The organism is Aquimarina rhabdastrellae (assembly GCA_947387485.1).
Taxonomy (GTDB): Bacteria; Bacteroidota; Bacteroidia; order Flavobacteriales; family Flavobacteriaceae; genus Aquimarina.
Genome location: CANDNT010000005.1, coordinates 1 through 19,708, shown reverse-complemented (window position 1 = coordinate 19,708; position 19,708 = coordinate 1). Strand labels below are relative to the sequence as shown.

Sequence of the window (19,708 nt, the reverse complement as noted above, 5' to 3'; positions counted from 1 at the left end):
CAAGCCCTAATTTCTACTTTAACGAACTTAAATTATGAAGAACACATTTATCTTCAGATCACTTTTAGTGATTGTCATTAGTACTGTGTTAGTTAGCTGTAACAATTCAAGAAATTACAGCGAAAGCTCTAGAGCTACCGGTTGGAAATTTAATGCCAAGGAAGGTGGTTTCCAAGTAAACACAAATTATAGAGAGCAAGAAACTGGTCCAGGATTAGTATTCATAGAAGGAGGTACTTTCACTATGGGTAGAGTTCAAGACGATGTGATGCACGATTGGAATAATACTCCAACACAACAGCACGTTCAGTCTTTTTATATGGATGAAACTGAAGTTACCAACTTAATGTACTTAGAATACTTAGATTGGATCAAGCAAGTTTTCCCACCAGCAGAACAACAATATAGAAATATTTATAAAGGGGCACTTCCTGATACTTTAGTATGGAGAAACCGTTTAGGATATGATGAAGTAATGGTAAACAACTATTTACGCCATCCATCTTATGCTAATTATCCTGTAGTAGGTGTTAATTGGATCCAAGCAGTAGAATTTAGTAATTGGAGAACAAATCGTGTAAACGAATTAATTCTTGAAGAAGAAGGTTTCACTAAAAAGAATGTTCAGTATGAAGATGTTTCTGCTGAAAGTACTTTTGATACGGAAACTTATATTAATGCTCCTAGCCAAGTTTATGGTGGAAACGACGAAGCTACTAGAGGTGGTAGAACTTCTGAACGTTATAGCAAGAATAATGATTCAACTGGACTTTATGTTCAACGTAAAGATGGTTTATTCTTACCAGCATATAGACTTCCAACTGAAGCAGAATGGGAATATGCTGCTCTTGGTTTAGTAGAAATTAGAAGCTATAACATTTATAGAGGTAGAAAAAAATATCCATGGAATGGTCAATATACTCGTGATGGAAATAGAAGAAAACGTGGTGATCAGTTAGCTAACTTTAAGCAAGGTGATGGTGATTACGGAGGTATTTCTGGATGGAGTGATGATGGTGCTGATATTACTGCAGAAGTAAAATCTTATGCTCCTAACTCTTTTGGATTATATGATATGGCAGGAAATGTTGCCGAGTGGGTAGCTGACGTTTACAGACCTATAGTTGATGATGAGTTTAATGACTTTAATTACTATAGAGGTAACGTATATACTAAAAACGCTATTAACTCAGATGGTACTGTAAAAATTGTAACTACTGATTCAGTTGTTTATGATACATTAAGTAACGGTCGTATTGTTGCTAGAGTTTTACCTGGAGGAATTGCTCAAGTTCCTGTTGATGAAAATGAAACTTACTTAAGAACTAATTTTGATCAAAGTGAAAACAGAAACTATAGAGATGGTGATAAGAGTTCTACTCGTTATTACGAAGGTTTCCAAGAAGCTGGATCTGATAGCAAGCGTATGTACAACTCTCCTGTTCATGAAGTAACTCCTAATAAAGAGAATGGAACTTTAGACAAAAAATATGATGAGTCTGATAAGAGAACTACTTTAGTAGATGACGCAGTTCGTGTATACAAAGGAGGTTCTTGGAAAGATAGAGCTTATTGGTTAGATCCTGCTCAAAGAAGGTACTTACCACAAGATATGGCTACTGATTATATCGGGTTTAGAAATGCTATGTCTCGTGTAGGGGCTAAGTCTAAAAACAAAAAGACACCTAAACACCGTAACTAATAATTACAACATATAATTAAAAAGCCCTAAACTTGTAAAAGTTAGGGCTTTTTTTTAATTGCTTTTATGACTATTCAACAATTACATACTCTATTTTTAGATTGCAAATCAGTTTGTACTGATACTAGAAAAATTGAGCCTAACGATATGTTTTTTGCTCTTAAAGGAGACAACTTTAATGGAAACACTTATGCGCTTCAAGCTATATCAAAAGGAGCAAAATACGCTATTATAGATGAAGCTCCTCTTGAAGATAACCCTCAATTAATCCTTGTCGACGATGTTCTTAAAACGCTTCAGGAACTTGCAACTTATCATCGTCATTATCTTGATATTCCTATTATAGCCTTAACTGGGAGTAATGGTAAGACTACTACAAAAGAACTTATCAATGCTGTACTTAGCACCACATTTAAAACAACTGCTACTTTAGGGAATCTCAATAATCATATAGGCGTTCCGCTTACTTTACTTTCGATGAATTCTCATACCGAAATAGGTATTGTAGAAATGGGGGCTAATCATCATAAAGAAATTGATTTTTTATGTACTATTGCTCAACCTAATTATGGTTATATCACTAATATAGGTAAAGCACACTTAGAAGGTTTTGGTAGTTTAGAAGGCGTTTTAACTGCAAAGACAGAACTTTATAGATTCCTTGAAAAGAAAAATGGTTTAGTATTTCTTAATCAAGAGGATCCTAAATTAGTCAAGGCATCAATGCTCAACAAAACTTATTCTTTCTCTCAACATAAAGAAAGTGATCTTAAAATACAACTTAGTAATGCCAACCCTATGGCCATTGCTTCTTTTGAAAATGAATCCATTCATAGTCAATTAATCGGTGATTATAATTTCACAAATATTGCTGCTGCTATTGCTATAGGTCATTATTTTAAGATTTCGACCAAAACTATAGCTAATGCTATTAAAGCTTATAATCCTAGTAACAATAGATCTCAATTGATCACCAAGGGAGATTGTTTAATCATTCTTGATGCTTACAATGCTAATCCAACAAGTATGATTGCTGCAATTGATAATTTCAAACAAATTTCTAATACTCCTAAAGCTATTTTTCTAGGAGACATGTTTGAAGTGGGTAACACCTCTTTAGAAGAACATCAAGTTATTGTTGATTATTTGATAGATAGTGCTATTGATCATATATATATTATAGGTGAATGGTTTTATCAAACCTCATTTAAAGATATTCGTATCAATCGCTTTAAAACTTATGACGATTTTGAAAGTTCTTATACTTCAAATACTATTATTAAAACGATATTAATCAAAGGTTCTAGAGGTATGAAACTCGAACGTATTCTAGATTTATTATAAAAGAAACATTAAGCACCTATACCAAGGTGCTTTTTAATTTATTAGCAAATTGATCTGCCAACTCCCCTATACTATCTACTATATATAATTCTTTTCTTGAGATGTCTGTATTAAGTTCTTCTAAAGTCATTTCAATCAATTCTGCTTTCCCTACCAAATCTAATCCTAATGGGGATAATTTTGCATTTCTATTAATATTCTCTTGACTTAAATCTGGAACGATCTTGGATATATTAGATACAATTATTCCTAAAATTTCTTCTGTTGTTTTCATGATACTATTATTTTTTTGTTTCATTCCCTTCTCTATTTATTGTATTACAAAATAACCTTACTTAGTTTATTACAATCTAAAACTCACATTATCAAAACATTTAATAACACTTTATAAATTTATTTTTATATTATCTTAATTTTATCAAGTTTCCTTAATTCTTTCTCTAACTTATTTAATAGTTTTTACCATAGGCAAAAAAGATGTTATTTCTTTTGCCTTTATTTATTTATCCTCTTTTCTTTTATAATCAGATCGTATATACAATACGTATCAGTTATTCGCTTTTGAAGTTTTAAGCATAATTTTATTTAAAATTTATAGTCTTCTATAATTATATCATCAGCTTAATTTTTATTTAGATCGCAATCAGATCAGGCATAGTTAGCCTTCATAGACTTTATCCTTCTTTTTTAATGAGGTTTATTAGCCTATCTATATTACTTATACCGTGATTTAATTATTTAAAAACACTATCATATTTAGATTCGATAATGTTTTTTCAAAATATTAACTTTTAATATTTATTTAGGTGAGTTTATTTTATCTGTTTTTTTAAGGGCTATATTTCCACCTATTTATCATTTTATGTTTCTTATATCTAAAGAATTAAAAACTTAGGTTAAAAATAGTCAAAATAGATCATTTTAGGATATGTACAAACCTCATTTTAAAGGCTTTTAATCCATCTTTAATATTAATGCTTAACCGTATAACCATTACTTAAAGAACAGTTTTTAAATAGCTTATTTAAAGCTATAAAATCTATTAAAAATTAGAGTAATGTTATCTAATTTTTAATAATTGGATACAATAATTATTCTTGATCCCTTTTAGAGCACAATTTAGAGGTGTAAAAAATGTAGAATTCTTTCTCTTCAGATTAACGCAAATTTTTGCTTAAGTACAACTTTTGTTCTTGATCCCAATTGTTATTGATCCCTTTACTATCTTTTCAAATGAATCCAAACATGAAGTATAAAAAAAGCCGATTAAAAATCGGCTTTAAAATTGTGGGTGATGAGGGATTCGAACCCCCGACCCCCTCGGTGTAAACGAGGTGCTCTGAACCAACTGAGCTAATCACCCTTACGCTAAAATTTTGTGGGCAATGAGGGATTCGAACCCCCGACCCCCTCGGTGTAAACGAGGTGCTCTGAACCAACTGAGCTAATTGCCCTTGCGTAATGCGTTGTTGCGGGTGCAAATATAAGACACTTCAACGTTATGGCAAAACTTTTTTGAAAAAAAATTAAATTATTTCTGCTACTACAAACGTACTTCCTCCTACAAAAATCAAATCCCCATCCGTAGCACTCTGTAATGCAGCTTTATATGCTTTTTTTATACTCTTAAATTTTTTTCCTGTTAAATTAAAAAAAGTTGCTTCTTCTTTTAATTTAATTGCATCAAGACCTCTAGGTATAGAGGGTTTAGCGAAATAATATTGTGCTCCTTGAGGAAATAATGGCAAAATTTCGTCTAGTTTTTTATCATTGACCACCCCTAATACGATATGTAATCTTTTATATTTTTCTTCTTCAAGTTGCTTCATAATCCATCGCAAACCATCCTCATTATGTCCTGTATCACATATTACCTTAGGATGTTCCTGTATCACTTGCCATCTTCCTAATAGTTTTGTATTGACTATCACATTCAATAACCCATTTTGAACCTGTGTATCTGTAATATTCCATCCTTTATTTTGTAATACAGAAATGGTTTGTAGCGTCGTTTTTACATTTTCTTTTTGATAATTCCCTTTGAGTGCTGTAGGATACAGTTTACCTGTATAAGATTTAGCAAAAAACATTTCACTCTTGGTTTCTTTCGCTTTAGCTAAAAATACTTTTTCTGCATCCTCTTTAGAATTCCCTATAACTACTGGTATGTCATTTTTTATAATTCCAGCCTTCTCCCCTGCTATCTCAGTTATAGTTGTTCCTAAAAATTGTGTATGATCTAAGCCTATATTCGTGATTACAGCAACTTCTGGGGTAATAATATTAGTAGAGTCTAATCTTCCTCCTAAACCTACTTCAATAATTGCGATATCGACTGATTCGTCTGCAAAATATCGAAATGCCATACCCACAGTCATCTCAAAAAAAGAACACTGCTCTTTTTCAAAAAATGGCTTATGAGCTGCTATAAATTGTTTTACGTATTTCTTCTTTATTTTTTTCCCATTAATACGTATACGCTCTCTAAAATCTTTTAAATGAGGTGATGTATACAATCCAACTTTATAACCAGCTTCTTGCATAATGGAGGATATAAGGTGACTTGTAGAACCTTTTCCGTTAGTTCCTCCTATGTGAACACTTTTAAAATTACGCTCTGGATTCCCTAGATATTTGGCTAATTTTGTAGTATTCGACAAATCTATTTTATACGCTTTGGCACCTTGGCGTTGGTATATAGGTAGCTGGGCAAACATCCATTGTAATGTTTCCCTATAATTCATACTCATGTAAATAATACTTTATTCTGAAAGTTTAAATTGATAGATAATAGTCCCTACTTGCTTTATAGGTGCTTTATTATCACTATTGAATCGTGTAGCTAGAGCTGCTTTTTTTGCTGGAGCCAATAAACATGAAGCGTTATTGGTAGTTCCTTTTACTCCTGGAGTAGCTTTAATTACTTTTCCGTTTTGATTTACTTCAATACGAACAACCACTATTCCTGATTCATTACAATTCTGAACGAATTTTTCTTTATTAAGTGCTTTTCTTCCTCCTAATCGGTAATTACCATCTCCATCTAATCCTTTACCATTACCATAATATGATTTTGCATTAGGATCACCATTGGGATTACCTTTATCTCCTCCCGTATCATCATCTCCTTCTCCTCCTGAAGCTGTACCGTCACTTTCTGGTCCATTAGAAAAGCTATCCAAAATATCCAATGTAGATTTATCTGGTTTTGGATCTGGTTTCTTAATAGGCTTTTTCTTTACCTCTTTTTGTTCTTTGGGTTTCTTTTCTTTCTTTTCTGCCTTTTTCTTAGGTTTTTCCTCAGGTTTTTCTTCAATCACAGGAGCATCTTCAGTTTCCTGAGTGATAACTTCTTCTGTAATTTCTGAAGTTTCCTCTACTTCTTCTTGAACTTCTGGTTCTGGCACATTCTGTTTAGGAGTTGTTTTAACAGGCTCGGTAGGTTGCACATCACCTGATCCTGTAACTGAAGTTCCAAAGTTAACTGCTATACCACTTTCTGGTGCTGGATCCAAATAACTAAGTCCTACATAAAACATGATTAACAACAGCATTGCATGCAATACTGTTGTTAATATTAATGATTTTCTTTTATGCTTTGTATCCAGCTTATACATATATCTTTTTATTCAGGCTTAACTGCTAAAACTATTTTATATCTATTTCTATTGGCTATATCCATTACTTTAACAGCTTTCTCAATAGGTACCCCCTCTTCTGCTCTTAAAATAATAGTAGGCTCATTTTGTCCTCGCAATCTAGATTTTAATGTTGCTTCTAGTTTACTTTGACTAACTCTATCACTATCGATATAGTATTGTAATTTTTTGGTAATACTAACCGATATGTTTTGAACATTAGTTGTCTTCCCTTTTGCTTTAGGTAAAATCAAATCTAAAGCTTCTGGAGTAATAACCGGGGAAGTAAGCATAAAGAATACTAGCAATAAAAATACAATATCTGTCATCGAAGACATACTGAATTCTGGACTTACTTTATTTCTTCCTCTTAAATTCATACTAAGCAGGTTCGTTTAATAAGTCTAAGAAATCAACAGCTGTTGCTTCCATTTGGTGTACAACTTTATCTGTTTTTACTACTAAATGGTTATATCCTATATATGCTATAATACCTACTACTAATCCTGCTACAGTGGTTGTCATTGCTGTGTAAATTCCTTCTGCAAGGGATCCCATATCTGCTTGACCACTACTTGTTGCCAAATTATGAAAAGCAAGAACCATACCTAAAACCGTTCCTAAAAAACCAATCATAGGTGCTGCTCCTGCAACAGTAGCTAGAACACTTACGTTTTTCTCTAATTTGTATACTTCAAGACGTCCAGCATTTTCTATAGCCTTATTGATATCTTCTAGGGGATTTCCTATCCTAGAAATTCCTTTTTCTGTTAATCTAGATACTGGATTATCGTGTTGCTCACATAATAATTTTGCTGCTTCAATTTTACCATTAGTCACATTGTCTTTTATTTGATCCATAAAGCTCTCATCATATTTTGAAGCTGCTTTTATGGCAAAAAGACGTTCAAAATAAATATATACGGCTACAAATAACAGCACAAATAACACGCTTATGATGATCATTCCTCCTACTCCTCCACTCAGTAACAATTCGATAATCGATAATGTTTTTTCTTCGGCTTCTGGGTCAACCGTTTTAGCTTTTTGTGCTATGCTACTTAGTATTACTAAATATGACATTGTGTTTTTTTATTTTTTAATTGTATTGTGTATAACGTTAATTTACGGGGTTAAGTATATAGATTTTTTTTTTACAATAAAAACATTACACCTAATAATCCTACAGTTCCTAAAACTATCGTGTATGGCAATGCCATTTTCACCATTTTTCCGTATGATAATCCGATTAACGGTGCCAGAGAAGACGTTAATAAGAATAAAAACGCTGCCTGTCCATTTGGCGTTGCTACACTTGGTAAGTTTGTTCCTGTATTAATAGCTATTGCTAATTTTTCAAATTGTTCTTGTGTTATTTGATTTGCTTCAAAAGCCTGCTTCACCTCTCCTATATATACTGTAGCTACAAATACATTATCACTAATCATCGATAATAATCCATTTGCTGCATAAAAGATCGTAGGTTGTTCTGCTGGGTCAAGTGATAAGGCCCATTTAATTATTGGTGAAAATAAATGCTGATCGTGTATCATTGCTACAACAACAAAAAACACTACCAATAATCCTGTAAAAGGTAAACCTTCTTCAAAAGCTTTTCCTAAATGATGCTCTTCTGTGATTCCCATAAAAGCAGTTTGAATTATAATTAATGCTAATCCTATAAATCCTACTGGTGCAAGGTGTAATGCTAGTGCTAAAATTAATAAGATAGCAGACACTCCTTGTACTATTAATCCAAATTTTGCTCTATCAGATCTGTTAGCATCTTCTTCTTCTGTATAATTCTCAATAATGGTACGCGCTACAGTTGGTAATTTTTCTCCAAAACCAAAACTTCCTGTAAGTTCTAATATTACTGTTGTTAATAATCCAAATAATAGTACTGGCATAGTAATAGGAGCCATTCTTAAGAAAAACTCTATAAAATCCCATCCCATTTTTTCTCCTATCAATAAGTTTTGTGGTTCACCTACTAGTGTACAAACACCTCCTAGAGCTGTACCTACTACACCATGCATGATTAAACTACGCAAAAAGCTTCTAAATTTTTCTAGGGTTTCTCCACTTAATTCTTCTCTATCCAATACTCCGCTTTCATCATAATCTCCCGATCCAGAATGGATTTTATGATATACTCCATAAAAACCTACTGCTACACTTATCAATACAGCCGTTACTGTTAATGCATCTAAGAATGCTGACAATACCGCTGCCAAGAATACAAATAACAATGAGAGCACCATTTTTGATTTAATCTTGGTAAAAACTTTACTAAAAATATACATCAATAATGGCTTCATAAAGAAGATACCTGCAACCATAAATACTAATAATAGTACTACTTCTAAGTTTTGATTAACTTCATGATATGCATTATGTGGGGTAGTAAGGTTGAGTATCAAAATTTGAATAGCCAACAATCCTCCCGATTGTAACGGGTAGCATTTTAACGCCATTGCTAAAGTAAAAATGAACTCACCTATAAACAGCCAAGCCGTTATGGTTTTTCCTAAAACAAAAAAAGAAAACACATTAAAGATTAAAAACCCTAACATTGTCATCTTAAACCACTTGGGGCTATTTCCTAAAAAATATTTAAACATAGTTTCGCTTACTTAAAATTACACCAGCTGTTTGAGGGCTATTTCAAACGCTGTTTTACTTATATTTATTCTTGTATTATTATTATTAAATGTATGTTGGATAGCTCTTTTTATAGTCTCTGAAGTATCCATAAAAATTGCCTCATCTGTCATTTGCACTCTTTTTTCCATAAAATAGGCAAACACTCTTGCCATACCGCAATTAGATATAAAATCAGGAATCAAACTGATTCTTTCATCTGTATATTGCATGATAGGTCCAAAAAATATTTCTTTATCTGCAAATGGAACATTTGCTCCACATGATACGACTTCTAATCCAGAAGCGATCATTTGTGTGATTTGATCCTTAGTAATCAATCTCGACGCTGCACACGGAGCAAAAATCTCTGCTGGTAATGACCAAACTTTCTCGTTCATTTCTTCAAAAGGAATCATTTTTTCACTATAAAGTTTATTCCCTTTTTTATTTAGGAACAATTCTTTAATTTCTTCAAAAGAAAAACCTTCTTCTTTAATTAAACCACCAGCATGATCTATAATTCCTATTACTTTGGCTCCCATTTCGGCCAAATAGTAAGCTGCTGCACCTCCTACATTTCCAAAACCTTGAACTACAGCTCGCTTTCCTTTTACATCTCCTCCATAAATATCATAATAATGTCTTACTGCCTCTGCTACACCATAACCTGTGATCATATCTGCTACAGTATATTTCTTTTCTACATTAGGAGAGAATATTTCATTTTCTAGAACCTTAATAACACCTTGTCTAAGTTGTCCGATTCTATTTATTTTATCTGCCTCTTTAGGTTGAAAATGCCCATTAAAAACCCCTTCTTGTGGATGCCATACACCACAATTTTCTGTGATAGGAATTACCTCATGTATTTCATCTACATTAAGATCTCCTCCAGTTCCATAGTAACTTTTTAATAATGGGGAAACCGCTTTATACCAACGTTCTAAAACGCCTTTTTTGCGCGGATCATTAGGGTCAAAATTAATTCCAGACTTAGCTCCTCCTATTGCAGGACCTGATACCGTAAATTTAACCTCCATAGTTTTTGCAAGAGATAATACTTCATTCATATCTAATCCTCTTCGCATTCGTGTTCCTCCTCCAGCTGCTCCACCTCTCAATGAGTTAATCACTACCCATCCTTCGGCATCTGTTTCAGAATCTTTCCAATTAAAAACTATTTCTGGTGTTTTATTTTCGTATTTCTTTAGTAAGTCTTTCATTCTTTCTATATGTTGTAATTTATTGATATTTTATATTTCTCGTTTATGCTTTTGATTACGTATATAATTCAATGTATATGTTCTCCCTCAAGGGAGGTCAAAGCTGAGTCATATTAAATAACTTTATTCAATAAATTAAACCTTCTTACCTTTTATATAAGTATATCCACAAATATAAAAACTAAAATCACTATAGTTCTATATTATTTACAAATATTAAAATGGATAGAATAAAGTTGAGCAAATATATCAAAGGAAACTTTAAACACAAAAAAAGTTTTCCTGGTTTTCAGATCTTTTCAAAACGATCTTTTTGCTAACATTTTATCATTCTTTATCAAAGAAAGATCAGAATGCATTTCTTTCAAAAATGAAATAAAACATAAAAACTATCAAATTATCGCTTATATTTGTGATATTCATAAAAAAATCCAGTATATCTCGATTTTTTTTTATTAAAAAACAAATCCGTGTATTATGCACGCATAGTAAACTAAACAAAATCTAATGGACTTTAAATTAACTGAAGAACAATTAATGATACGCGATGCAGCGCGTGATTTTGCTAGAACAGAACTATTACCTGGAGTTATAGAACGTGATAACAAGCAAGAATTTCCTACGCAACAAGTAAAACGTATGGGTGAACTTGGTTTCTTGGGTATGATGGCTTCTCCTGAATATGGTGGAGGTGGAATGGATACACTTTCTTATGTATTAGCTATGGAAGAGTTATCCAAAGTGGATGCTTCATGTTCTGTAATCGTATCTGTAAACAACTCTTTGGTTTGTTGGGGTCTTGATACTTATGGTACTCCAGAGCAAAAAGAAAAATATTTAACAAAACTTACTACTGGAGAATCTATTGGTGCTTTCTGTTTATCAGAGCCTGAAGCAGGTAGTGATGCTACATCACAAAAAACTACTGCTATAGATATGGGAGATCATTATGTTCTTAATGGTACTAAGAACTGGATCACTAATGGTGGTACTGCAGATTATTACTTAGTAATTGCACAAACTGATAAAGAGAAAAAACATAGAGGTATTAATGCTTTTATTGTTGAAAAAGGTTGGGAAGGTTTTGAGATCGGCCCCAAAGAAGATAAATTAGGAATTAGAGGTAGTGATACTCACTCTTTAATTTTTAACGATGTAAAAGTACCTAAAGAAAATCGTATTGGTGAAGATGGCTTTGGATTCAAATTTGCTATGAAAACATTATCTGGAGGTCGTATTGGTATTGCTGCTCAAGCTTTAGGTATTGCAGCTGGTGCTTATGAATTAGCCAAAGAGTATGCTAAGACAAGAAAAGCTTTTGGTACAGAAATTATGAATCACCAAGCTATTGCATTCAAACTTGCTGATATGCATACACAAATTGAAGCTGCTAGAATGCTAGTTTATAAATCTGCTATGGATAAAGATAATCATGAAAGTTATGATCTTTCTGGTGCTATGGCAAAATTATATGCTTCTCAAGCTGCTATGGATGTTTCTGTTGAAGCTGTTCAAATTCACGGAGGAAATGGTTTTGTAAAAGAATACCATGTTGAACGTTTAATGAGAGATGCAAAAATCACTCAGATTTATGAAGGAACTAGCGAAATTCAAAAAATCGTAATCTCTAGAAGTATTTTAAAAGATTAAATTCAGAAGAAATTCTAATATAAAAAAAGAGGCTCAAATGAGCCTCTTTTTGTTGTTATTTAATTACTTTCTTTTTAAAATATTTAGCTACACTCTTAGCTAGTTTTGCATAACATTCGGATATTCTGTACCCTGAATTATAATCATTTCCGAAAGCTCCTTTCCCTTGAATCTTTTTATATGTTAAACTCAAAATTTCATTATCTGGTTCTGAAGCTTTATAAACAGAAACCGTAGCAGTTAATTCGGCATTGTGTCGTACTATACCTACATTATAACCTGGATAAACCCATGTAGAATGAATTTTCATTATATACTCTTCATCGTTTTCATTTACTGCTAATTCTCCATCTTCAAATCTTTTATTAAAAGATTCTATATATTTCGGTTTAAATCGTGTTTCTCTATCATCAAACCACGATTTTTTAAACTTCTCTCCTAAGCCTTTTTCTTTTTCTTCTCGCTTTTTCATTTTATCTTTCAAGAAGTCTTCTTCTGTTTTAAACTTCCCTACTTTGATATCTGTATAATCAAAAATTACTTTATAAGCTTTAACCTCTTTTAAAGCTTTTGGGTTTCCTTTTACTTTTTGTCCTGATGAATATTGTATTACCGTAAAACACGCTAATAAGAATACTATTAATTGTTTTTTCATAAAGTTTGTTTGTATTAATTGATTTTTTGAAAATTACAAAAAATAATATTAATCTTCATTTTCATAAATTGAAACCGTACCACTTTCTTCATTACTAATTACGACCAATGCTTTACCAGTAGGGCTATCACTGGCTTCTATAGCCAATACACCTTCTGGCGACTCATCTTCTTCATGAGATAATATCTGTATAAACTCTGGCGTAAATGGATTAGTTATATCATATACCAACACTTGATCTGTTCTTTCTAATCCTACAAATAAAACATACTTCTCTCCTATCTTAGTAACTTCTACAGATTCTGGTTCTGCCCCTTTATCATCACTCCTTTTATCATTATCATTAAATCTTTCTGGAGTTAAAGCAAGTGTTCTCTTTGCTATTTCACTTCCACTATCATACATTAAACTTCCATGCTCTGACCATATAGAAAAAGATCTTGCACCATAGGTATATAATTTTTCATATACTCCATCTCCATCTTCATCACCAAGTTCTGTAGTAATCTTCAATCTTCCTAGATTAGCATTATCCTGGTAATTATTAGCTTCTGGAAATGCTATTGGATTTAAATCTATATCTTTAATTCTTTCTTCTTCTACAAAATAATCTATATCATTAGTTTCGTATTCACGAGCGTCTCCTTCATTTGCCGAAATAATATATCCTGTTCCATTGATATTTATATATGTAATCGCATCTGGTTGATACATACCATATACAGGCCAATTTGCTAATACTTTTGTATCATCTTTATCACTAGGGTCAATCTCATTTCCACTTAGACTATAGTCTTTATATCCTAAAGGAAAAATACCTTCTATATTCTTAGTTTCTAAATTCACTCTAGCAATTCCATTATTCTCTTGTAATGAAACCCAAGCCATTTTAGAATCATCTGATACTGCTATATATTCTGGTTCTATATCTTTTGCTAAATCTGCATTTGGTCCAAAAACTCTAAAACCTTGCTCTTCTAATGTTTCTTCTAAACCATTAAAATTTGAAAAATTAAGATTAGTTACCGTATTCGTATTCAATTCTATTATCGATACCTCCCCAATAGGATCTATTGTATATTCTTTATTTGGTTCACCTTCGCAAGCAACAACAAGTTGCTTCCCATCTGGTGTAAATGTTACCATATCTGGTAATGCTCCTACTATATAAGTCTGCGTTATCGTCTTAGATTGAATATCCCATAATACAATTTTACCTGCTTCTTGTTTATTCTCATTTTCTACAGCTATTGCTACTTTTCCGCTATGTATTGAAATACTATTAGGCGAACCATAATTCGTTAAGTCAATTGTTGTATTATAAAGAGGTGATTCGATAGTCGAAATATCATATACTTCCACAGTATTATCCTCTGCATTAATCGTAAAAATTGATTGAGTTGTAGAGTCATATGCTGAAATTTCGGCCTTACCTTCTCCTCCTCCTGTTACAGCTATCGTAGTTTTATATTCAAAGTTGATTACTTTAGGTTCAACTTGTTGATCGTTATCTGTAGTATCATCATCATTATTACAAGCTATTAATGCAGTCATTCCTGCAAAAAGCACATATTTAAAATAGTTCATCTTTTTACTTTTTTAATCTTTCAAAAATCTGATTTCCTTCTTTTTTTTGAATTATCTCAAGTACATCTTATGATTATATAATTGTAAAATCCACTAACACACAACACATTAACAACATTCTCTTAACATTACGGGAATATTTTTTAAATATTTATCAGTTTTTCTTTGCATAACTAAAAAGAGGTTGTATCTTTGCAATCCAAATATCGCGGGATAGAGCAGTAGGTAGCTCGTCGGGCTCATAACCCGAAGGTCACAGGTTCGAGTCCTGTTCCCGCTACTAAAAAAAGCTTCTGATAAATCAGAAGCTTTTTCAATTTTAAGAACACGCTAATAATTACAATAAATGATCAAATTTTGAATCAAGAACATTTATTGTGTTTTTTATAAGAAAAGAATAATTAGTAACAAGGAATAAGCTGACTTGTATTTAAAAAGGATTCTCTACATAAACTATCTTAACGAATACAATTCTAGCTAATGGAAGATTCTTTTCCATACTATCTAAAATTTCTATATTGATATTCGTTATTCATGAATATAATTCGTTTACAACTTTTAAACTTGATCTCTTTTTGTGTCCTCTTATTCTAGAAAGGGACATTACTCCTAATCCCATTTATTGCTAGTAGAGATAGCATATTTTCCTCCGCCTGTAAAGAATAAAGTAATCGCTCCGAAAAAATATAATCCTAACAACTCCAATGCCCAACCACCATGCGGTGCTAAAGTAAAGAACTCATCTCCATGTCCCAAAGCCCCAAGAACAAAACAAGTAAAAGCAAACATTAATGCCGCTATTCTTGTTCTAACCCCTATTAATATTACAATAGGAACTATAATTTCACCTAAATAGAGACCATAGGCAAAAAATGTTGGTAAATTAATATTTTCCATTACATCATAAAAGCCTTCTACTTTACCTATTTTGGCTATTCCATGAAACAACATAAGGATACTAATAGTTATTCGTAATATTAATACTCCTATATCAGAGTTTTTATTGATCATATAATTATAATTAAGTTACTATCTTTCTTATAGAAAGAATATTATAGTTTGTAAAACAAATTTATAAGCTACATATAAAATAAAGGGGGTGAAAATTGCTATTTTTAAACAGCCGTTCAAAAACACCTCTTCTTTCTGTTTAAAATCTATTCTTATATGGAATACGAATATTATCTAGATTAAAGCTTATAATTCTTTCTCAAAACAACTTAACCATTCTTTTCTGCTATAATAATATGAAATTCTATCGTTTCATTAGCCTTTCTATATTTATCTTCTATATCCCCCATAAACCTTATATTTAATTCAACGCTTTTTAATAGATAGTAACTCTAATTTATATTTACATCATGTAATTATATGTTATATACTTCATAAAAGATTTTTATTGCTCTTAGATAATTCTTTACTTTAGTTTTTGAATCAATATATCAATTGTTAAACAAAATGAAAAAGAATCTATTTTTAGCATTAATAGCTATTGCTCTTTTTATTCCTATTAATGGAAATGCACAAGTCGACGAAGATAAATTAGGAGCCTGGTATATGTATTTTTTTAATACCACTTTTAAAGAAAGTTCTTGGGGTGTACAAGGTGATGTACAATATCGTAATTGGAATCTAGGAGGCGATCTCGAACAATTACTACTTCGTGCTGGATTAACTTATAAACCTAAAAGTGCCAATGTTAAATTTACTCTTGGTTATGGACATATCACTACAGGAGCTTTTGGTACAGATGAATATGATACTACAACTGAAAGTAGAATTTATCAAGAAGCTTTAATGCCGGTTCGTGTTGGTAAACGTTTTTATTTTACACATCGCTTTAGATTTGAACAACGTTTTGTAGAAGATCAAGATTTCCGTACACGATATAGATACAATCTCTTTTTAAACATTCCTTTAAATTCAGCCGAATTTAATCCTAAAACATTTTACATAGCTCTTTATAACGAATTATTTATTAATGGTCAACGTGATATCGGTGATGATCGTGAAGTAGAAATTTTTGATCGTAATCGTTTATATGGTGCTGTAGGTTATATGATCAAAAAGGGATTAAAAGTTCAATTAGGTGTGATGAATCAAACTACCGATAACTTAAATAAAAATCAGTTACAACTTAGTTTACATCACAGTTTCTAAAACATTATTGAAACAATTCTATCATAACTCAAAGCCTCATAAAATTTTATGAGGCTTTTATTTTATTAAAATCAGTATAAGACTATTCTAAAATTATCTTTTGATAAATTTAAATGTATGTGCTTTTTTATCTGAGTAAATTTTTAAGAAATATGTCCCTGCACTTAACTCTTGTACATTAAGTAACTTTTGTTCTAGGTTCCATTGCGTATCAATTTCTACTAATTGTCCTTGAATATTATAGATTTCTAAATTATCTACACTTTCCAATCCATTAATTCTTAATTGCTCACTAGTAGGGTTAGGATAAATAATCACTCTTTCTTTATCATTTATATCCTCAATACTTAATACATTTGAAGATATATCTAATTTATAAGCCGATCGCCCATAAGTGGCTGCATATAAGTATTCATCATTTTCATGAATGTATAGATCTGTAATCACTACCGATGGCATATTATCTCCTATTGCTTCCCATGTAGATCCTTCATCACTAGAAGCAAAAACACCTATATCAGTTCCTATAAATAAGACTCCATGTTTATCTTTTACAACATCACTAATGGGTATATCTGGTAAACTTGTTCCTATATCATTCCAAGTAACGCCTCTATCTGTACTTTTATATATGTGTCCATTATCTTCCCCAAATCGATACCCAGAAAATGTTACATATAGTGTGTTTTCATTATTCCTATCCGTCAAAACCTTAGTTACCCATCTATTAGGCAATATATTTGATATGTTATCCCAAATTCCTCCTCCATCTATTGTAATCCAAACATTACCATCGTCTGTACCTGCAATAATAATCTCACTATTTAATGGAGATACATCTATACTTGTTATCGTTCCAAAGGCTAAATTACCACTACCTGAACCATTAGTTAAATCTGTACTAATTGCTGTCCATTGTTGCGCTCCATTAGTTGTTTTATAAATTTTATCTGTACCAAAATATAAGGTCTCTGGATTATTAGGGTCAAAAACTACTGGTGTATCCCAATTATTTCTATCTATTCCTGAAATCCCATTAGTTGCATTTGCAAATGAATTACCATTATCTATAGACTTCCCTAAATTACCTCGTTGAGATAAAGCATAAATAATATTTGTATTAGATGCATCAACTAATGGTTGAAAACCATCTCCTCCAAAAATTCTATGCCAATCATTTGTACTACCAGTTATTGTTCTTTGTGTTCCGTTATCCTGAGTTCCTCCATAAATTTTATTCCCATTCTGCGGATCTACATAAAAACGATAAAATTGTGTTATGGGTAAGGATAGATCTTTTGTAGAAGATACTCCAGCATCAGTACTTTTATAAAAACCACCGTCATTCCCCAAAACCACTTCATTATTAACCAGTGTATTAAATGCTAATGCATGTTGATCTACATGTACATTAGGGAATGCTGATTGCCAATTCATACCTCCATCTGTAGATTTTTCTACAACAAAATCTACATTATATAATGTATTTTCATCTTTAGGATCGATATAAATACCTCTAAACCACCAATGGAATCCTACATTTGTTAATTGACTGGAATTAACTTCTTGCCAAGTATCCCCTCCATCTACTGTTTTAAACACACCACGAATACTACCATTAGCATCTGCATAACGTGTATATAAAACATTAGGATTCGATTGAGATATATCAATACTAATACGTCCTTTTTCATTAGGATTTGAAGGTAAACCATTAGTTAATTCTTCCCAATTCACTCCACCATCATTAGAACGATAAATTCCTGATGTAGCTCCTCCATAACTTCTATTATCAGGTCTTCTTATACGTTCCCAACTTGCTACATATAAAATATTTCCATTAGTAGGATGAATCGCCATATCGATCACTCCTGTTATATCACTTACAAATAATACTTGATTCCAAGTATCTCCTCCGTCTGTAGTCTTATATACTCCTCTATTCGTATCATTTCTAAAAAGAGGTCCCATGGCAGCTACATATACGATATCGTCATTAACAGGATCAATTACTATTTTACCAATACTCCCTACATCAGGCAGTCCTTTTGTTTCCCATGTTAATCCACCATCTATACTTTTATAAATTCCGTCACCATCATAGGCTAATGAACCACCTCCTGCATTAACTTCTCCTGTTCCAACCCAAATAATATCTGTATTCCTTTTTGAGATTTCTATATCTCCTATAGATAACATCTCTTGATCATCAAAAATAGGTTGCCATGTATTCCCCGCATCAGTAGTTTTGAAAATCCCTCCTGAAGCAGCTCCAACAAAGTATGTCGTTGCTTTGTCTATAGGAATTTCAATATCCGTAATTCTACCTCCTACATTTTCTGGCCCTACAAATTCCCAAATGGCAGTATTTGTTTTTTGATGTTTTACAATTTCTTTTTTCCATGCTACAGCTTTCGCGTAAGCTGTTGTTTCAATCTCCCCACTAGGATATGCTCTTTGCATAAACATAAAGTCATGAGGTGATTTTGCATATTCATCTTTTTCTCTATTAGTTTTATCTGAATCTTTGCAAGAAAAACATAGCATAATCAACAGGTTAATCGCCAAAAAAGAACATGTCCTTTTAAAAAAACGAAGCACATTGTGGGTATTTTTCAAATCCATAAGAACAATCAATTAGATATAGGTTTAAAGCTTATTTATTATCATATTCAATTTGCAGTAAATCAACAATTTGAATATTTCTTTTTAAATAAAACTTTTTAAACAAGTATTTCCCTACCCATTTCTTTTTTTAATTATAAATAATTTCCCTTTTATAAATTCATAAAGTATTTTATAGATATTTATATCCTAGTAAAACAATTCATTCTAACCATTAAAATGAAAGTAATTTAATCTTTTATAAATAAGTTGAGACAGAAGTATGCTTGAGTGTAGTTAATGGCTTAAATAAGCTTATTTTATTCTTCTTGTTCGAGATTCTTTTCTATGAAGTATTATCTTATCTTAATCCCAAAGATTTATAAAAACAAAAAACCCTTCACAGTTATTGTGAAGGGTTTAAAAAAGGCGGCGACCTACTCTCCCACGAGCGCAGTACCATCGGCGCTATCGGGCTTAACTTCTCTGTTCGGAATGG

Annotated in this window: 15 protein-coding genes, 3 tRNA genes and 1 rRNA gene; 5 read left to right on the top strand and 14 right to left on the bottom strand. The window is 31.9% G+C overall.

The features are described from left to right. Nucleotides 1-34: 34 nt before the first annotated feature. Both gldJ and ACYEKI_RS09780 read left to right on the top strand, forming a co-directional pair. A complete protein-coding gene (gene gldJ / locus ACYEKI_RS09785; protein ID WP_459211008.1) occupies nucleotides 35-1,702 on the top strand; it encodes a gliding motility lipoprotein GldJ in 1,668 nt (555 codons plus the stop codon). A gap of 66 nt (nucleotides 1,703-1,768) precedes the next feature. Beyond that, nucleotides 1,769-3,046: a UDP-N-acetylmuramoyl-tripeptide--D-alanyl-D-alanine ligase gene (locus ACYEKI_RS09780; RefSeq protein WP_459211007.1), complete on the top strand. Its 1,278-nt coding sequence runs from the start codon at nucleotides 1,769-1,771 to the stop codon at nucleotides 3,044-3,046. A gap of 16 nt (nucleotides 3,047-3,062) precedes the next feature. Here ACYEKI_RS09780 and ACYEKI_RS09775 read toward each other — a convergent pair whose 3' ends face one another. From ACYEKI_RS09775 to ACYEKI_RS09735, 9 genes are all read right to left on the bottom strand, one after another. Beyond that, nucleotides 3,063-3,344, bottom strand: a complete 282-nt coding sequence (locus tag ACYEKI_RS09775; protein WP_459211006.1) for an acyl carrier protein — start codon at nucleotides 3,342-3,344, stop codon at nucleotides 3,063-3,065. Between the two features lie 990 nt (nucleotides 3,345-4,334). Beyond that, nucleotides 4,335-4,409: transfer RNA gene (locus ACYEKI_RS09770), tRNA-Val, on the bottom strand. Nucleotides 4,410-4,425: 16 nt separating this feature from the next. Beyond that, a tRNA-Val gene (locus ACYEKI_RS09765) sits at nucleotides 4,426-4,500 on the bottom strand. Nucleotides 4,501-4,572: 72 nt separating this feature from the next. After that, nucleotides 4,573-5,796 carry a bifunctional folylpolyglutamate synthase/dihydrofolate synthase gene (locus ACYEKI_RS09760; RefSeq protein WP_459211005.1) on the bottom strand — a complete coding sequence of 408 codons (1,224 nt, stop codon included), beginning with the start codon at nucleotides 5,794-5,796 and terminating at the stop codon, nucleotides 4,573-4,575. A 12-nt stretch (nucleotides 5,797-5,808) separates the two neighbouring features. Next, nucleotides 5,809-6,663, bottom strand: a complete 855-nt coding sequence (locus tag ACYEKI_RS09755) for an energy transducer TonB (RefSeq protein WP_459211004.1) — start codon at nucleotides 6,661-6,663, stop codon at nucleotides 5,809-5,811. Nucleotides 6,664-6,671: 8 nt separating this feature from the next. Continuing rightward, a complete protein-coding gene (locus ACYEKI_RS09750) occupies nucleotides 6,672-7,064 on the bottom strand; it encodes an ExbD/TolR family protein (protein ID WP_459211003.1) in 393 nt (130 codons plus the stop codon). Nucleotide 7,065: 1 nt separating this feature from the next. Then, complete coding sequence (locus ACYEKI_RS09745; RefSeq protein WP_459211002.1) at nucleotides 7,066-7,767, bottom strand: MotA/TolQ/ExbB proton channel family protein; 702 nt, start codon at nucleotides 7,765-7,767, stop codon at nucleotides 7,066-7,068. Nucleotides 7,768-7,838: 71 nt separating this feature from the next. Next, nucleotides 7,839-9,308, bottom strand: coding sequence for a sodium/proton antiporter NhaB (gene nhaB / locus ACYEKI_RS09740; protein ID WP_459211001.1), 1,470 nt, complete (start codon nucleotides 9,306-9,308; stop codon nucleotides 7,839-7,841). Nucleotides 9,309-9,326: 18 nt separating this feature from the next. Next, a complete protein-coding gene (locus tag ACYEKI_RS09735) occupies nucleotides 9,327-10,553 on the bottom strand; it encodes a Glu/Leu/Phe/Val dehydrogenase dimerization domain-containing protein (protein ID WP_459211000.1) in 1,227 nt (408 codons plus the stop codon). 507 nt (nucleotides 10,554-11,060) lie between these two features. On the opposite strand from ACYEKI_RS09735, the gene ACYEKI_RS09730 reads away from it, so the two are divergent. Beyond that, complete coding sequence (locus ACYEKI_RS09730; protein ID WP_459210999.1) at nucleotides 11,061-12,203, top strand: acyl-CoA dehydrogenase; 1,143 nt, start codon at nucleotides 11,061-11,063, stop codon at nucleotides 12,201-12,203. 55 nt (nucleotides 12,204-12,258) lie between these two features. On the opposite strand, the gene ACYEKI_RS09725 is transcribed toward ACYEKI_RS09730, so the two are convergent. Together ACYEKI_RS09725 and ACYEKI_RS09720 are read right to left on the bottom strand one after the other, a co-directional pair. Further along, nucleotides 12,259-12,858, bottom strand: a complete 600-nt coding sequence (locus tag ACYEKI_RS09725; protein ID WP_459210998.1) for a hypothetical protein — start codon at nucleotides 12,856-12,858, stop codon at nucleotides 12,259-12,261. 48 nt (nucleotides 12,859-12,906) lie between these two features. Further along, entirely contained in the window at nucleotides 12,907-14,445 is a 1,539-nt protein-coding gene (locus ACYEKI_RS09720; RefSeq protein WP_459210997.1) for a choice-of-anchor I family protein, read from the bottom strand. Between the two features lie 207 nt (nucleotides 14,446-14,652). Here ACYEKI_RS09720 and ACYEKI_RS09715 point away from each other — a divergent pair. After that, a tRNA-Met gene (locus ACYEKI_RS09715) sits at nucleotides 14,653-14,725 on the top strand. A gap of 329 nt (nucleotides 14,726-15,054) precedes the next feature. On the opposite strand, the gene ACYEKI_RS09710 is transcribed toward ACYEKI_RS09715, so the two are convergent. Then, a complete protein-coding gene (locus ACYEKI_RS09710) occupies nucleotides 15,055-15,456 on the bottom strand; it encodes a DoxX family protein (RefSeq protein WP_459210996.1) in 402 nt (133 codons plus the stop codon). A gap of 447 nt (nucleotides 15,457-15,903) precedes the next feature. On the opposite strand from ACYEKI_RS09710, the gene ACYEKI_RS09705 reads away from it, so the two are divergent. After that, nucleotides 15,904-16,605: a DUF2490 domain-containing protein gene (locus ACYEKI_RS09705; RefSeq protein WP_459210995.1), complete on the top strand. Its 702-nt coding sequence runs from the start codon at nucleotides 15,904-15,906 to the stop codon at nucleotides 16,603-16,605. Between the two features lie 93 nt (nucleotides 16,606-16,698). Here the strand turns inward: ACYEKI_RS09705 and ACYEKI_RS09700 are convergent, their stop codons facing one another. Together ACYEKI_RS09700 and rrf are read right to left on the bottom strand one after the other, a co-directional pair. Next, on the bottom strand, nucleotides 16,699-19,152 hold the full coding sequence (locus ACYEKI_RS09700) for a VPS10 domain-containing protein (protein ID WP_459210994.1): 2,454 nt from the start codon (nucleotides 19,150-19,152) through the stop codon (nucleotides 16,699-16,701). Between the two features lie 481 nt (nucleotides 19,153-19,633). After that, nucleotides 19,634-19,708 (bottom strand): 5S ribosomal RNA (gene rrf / locus ACYEKI_RS09695); the annotation flags it as partial.

Coding starts and splice junctions, on each gene's coding strand:
- ACYEKI_RS09750 (WP_459211003.1), bottom strand. CDS start 7,064: ATGAATTTAAGAGGAAGAAATAAAGTAAGTCCAGAATTCAGTATGTCT.
- ACYEKI_RS09725 (WP_459210998.1), bottom strand. CDS start 12,858: ATGAAAAAACAATTAATAGTATTCTTATTAGCGTGTTTTACGGTAATA.
- ACYEKI_RS09705 (WP_459210995.1), top strand. CDS start 15,904: ATGAAAAAGAATCTATTTTTAGCATTAATAGCTATTGCTCTTTTTATT.
- ACYEKI_RS09720 (WP_459210997.1), bottom strand. CDS start 14,445: ATGAACTATTTTAAATATGTGCTTTTTGCAGGAATGACTGCATTAATA.
- ACYEKI_RS09700 (WP_459210994.1), bottom strand. CDS start 19,152: ATGCTATGTTTTTCTTGCAAAGATTCAGATAAAACTAATAGAGAAAAA.
- ACYEKI_RS09735 (WP_459211000.1), bottom strand. CDS start 10,553: ATGAAAGACTTACTAAAGAAATACGAAAATAAAACACCAGAAATAGTT.
- ACYEKI_RS09780 (WP_459211007.1), top strand. CDS start 1,769: ATGACTATTCAACAATTACATACTCTATTTTTAGATTGCAAATCAGTT.
- nhaB (WP_459211001.1), bottom strand. CDS start 9,308: ATGTTTAAATATTTTTTAGGAAATAGCCCCAAGTGGTTTAAGATGACA.
- ACYEKI_RS09745 (WP_459211002.1), bottom strand. CDS start 7,767: ATGTCATATTTAGTAATACTAAGTAGCATAGCACAAAAAGCTAAAACG.
- ACYEKI_RS09760 (WP_459211005.1), bottom strand. CDS start 5,796: ATGAGTATGAATTATAGGGAAACATTACAATGGATGTTTGCCCAGCTA.
- ACYEKI_RS09775 (WP_459211006.1), bottom strand. CDS start 3,344: ATGAAACAAAAAAATAATAGTATCATGAAAACAACAGAAGAAATTTTA.
- ACYEKI_RS09730 (WP_459210999.1), top strand. CDS start 11,061: ATGGACTTTAAATTAACTGAAGAACAATTAATGATACGCGATGCAGCG.
- ACYEKI_RS09755 (WP_459211004.1), bottom strand. CDS start 6,663: ATGTATAAGCTGGATACAAAGCATAAAAGAAAATCATTAATATTAACA.
- ACYEKI_RS09710 (WP_459210996.1), bottom strand. CDS start 15,456: ATGATCAATAAAAACTCTGATATAGGAGTATTAATATTACGAATAACT.
- gldJ (WP_459211008.1), top strand. CDS start 35: ATGAAGAACACATTTATCTTCAGATCACTTTTAGTGATTGTCATTAGT.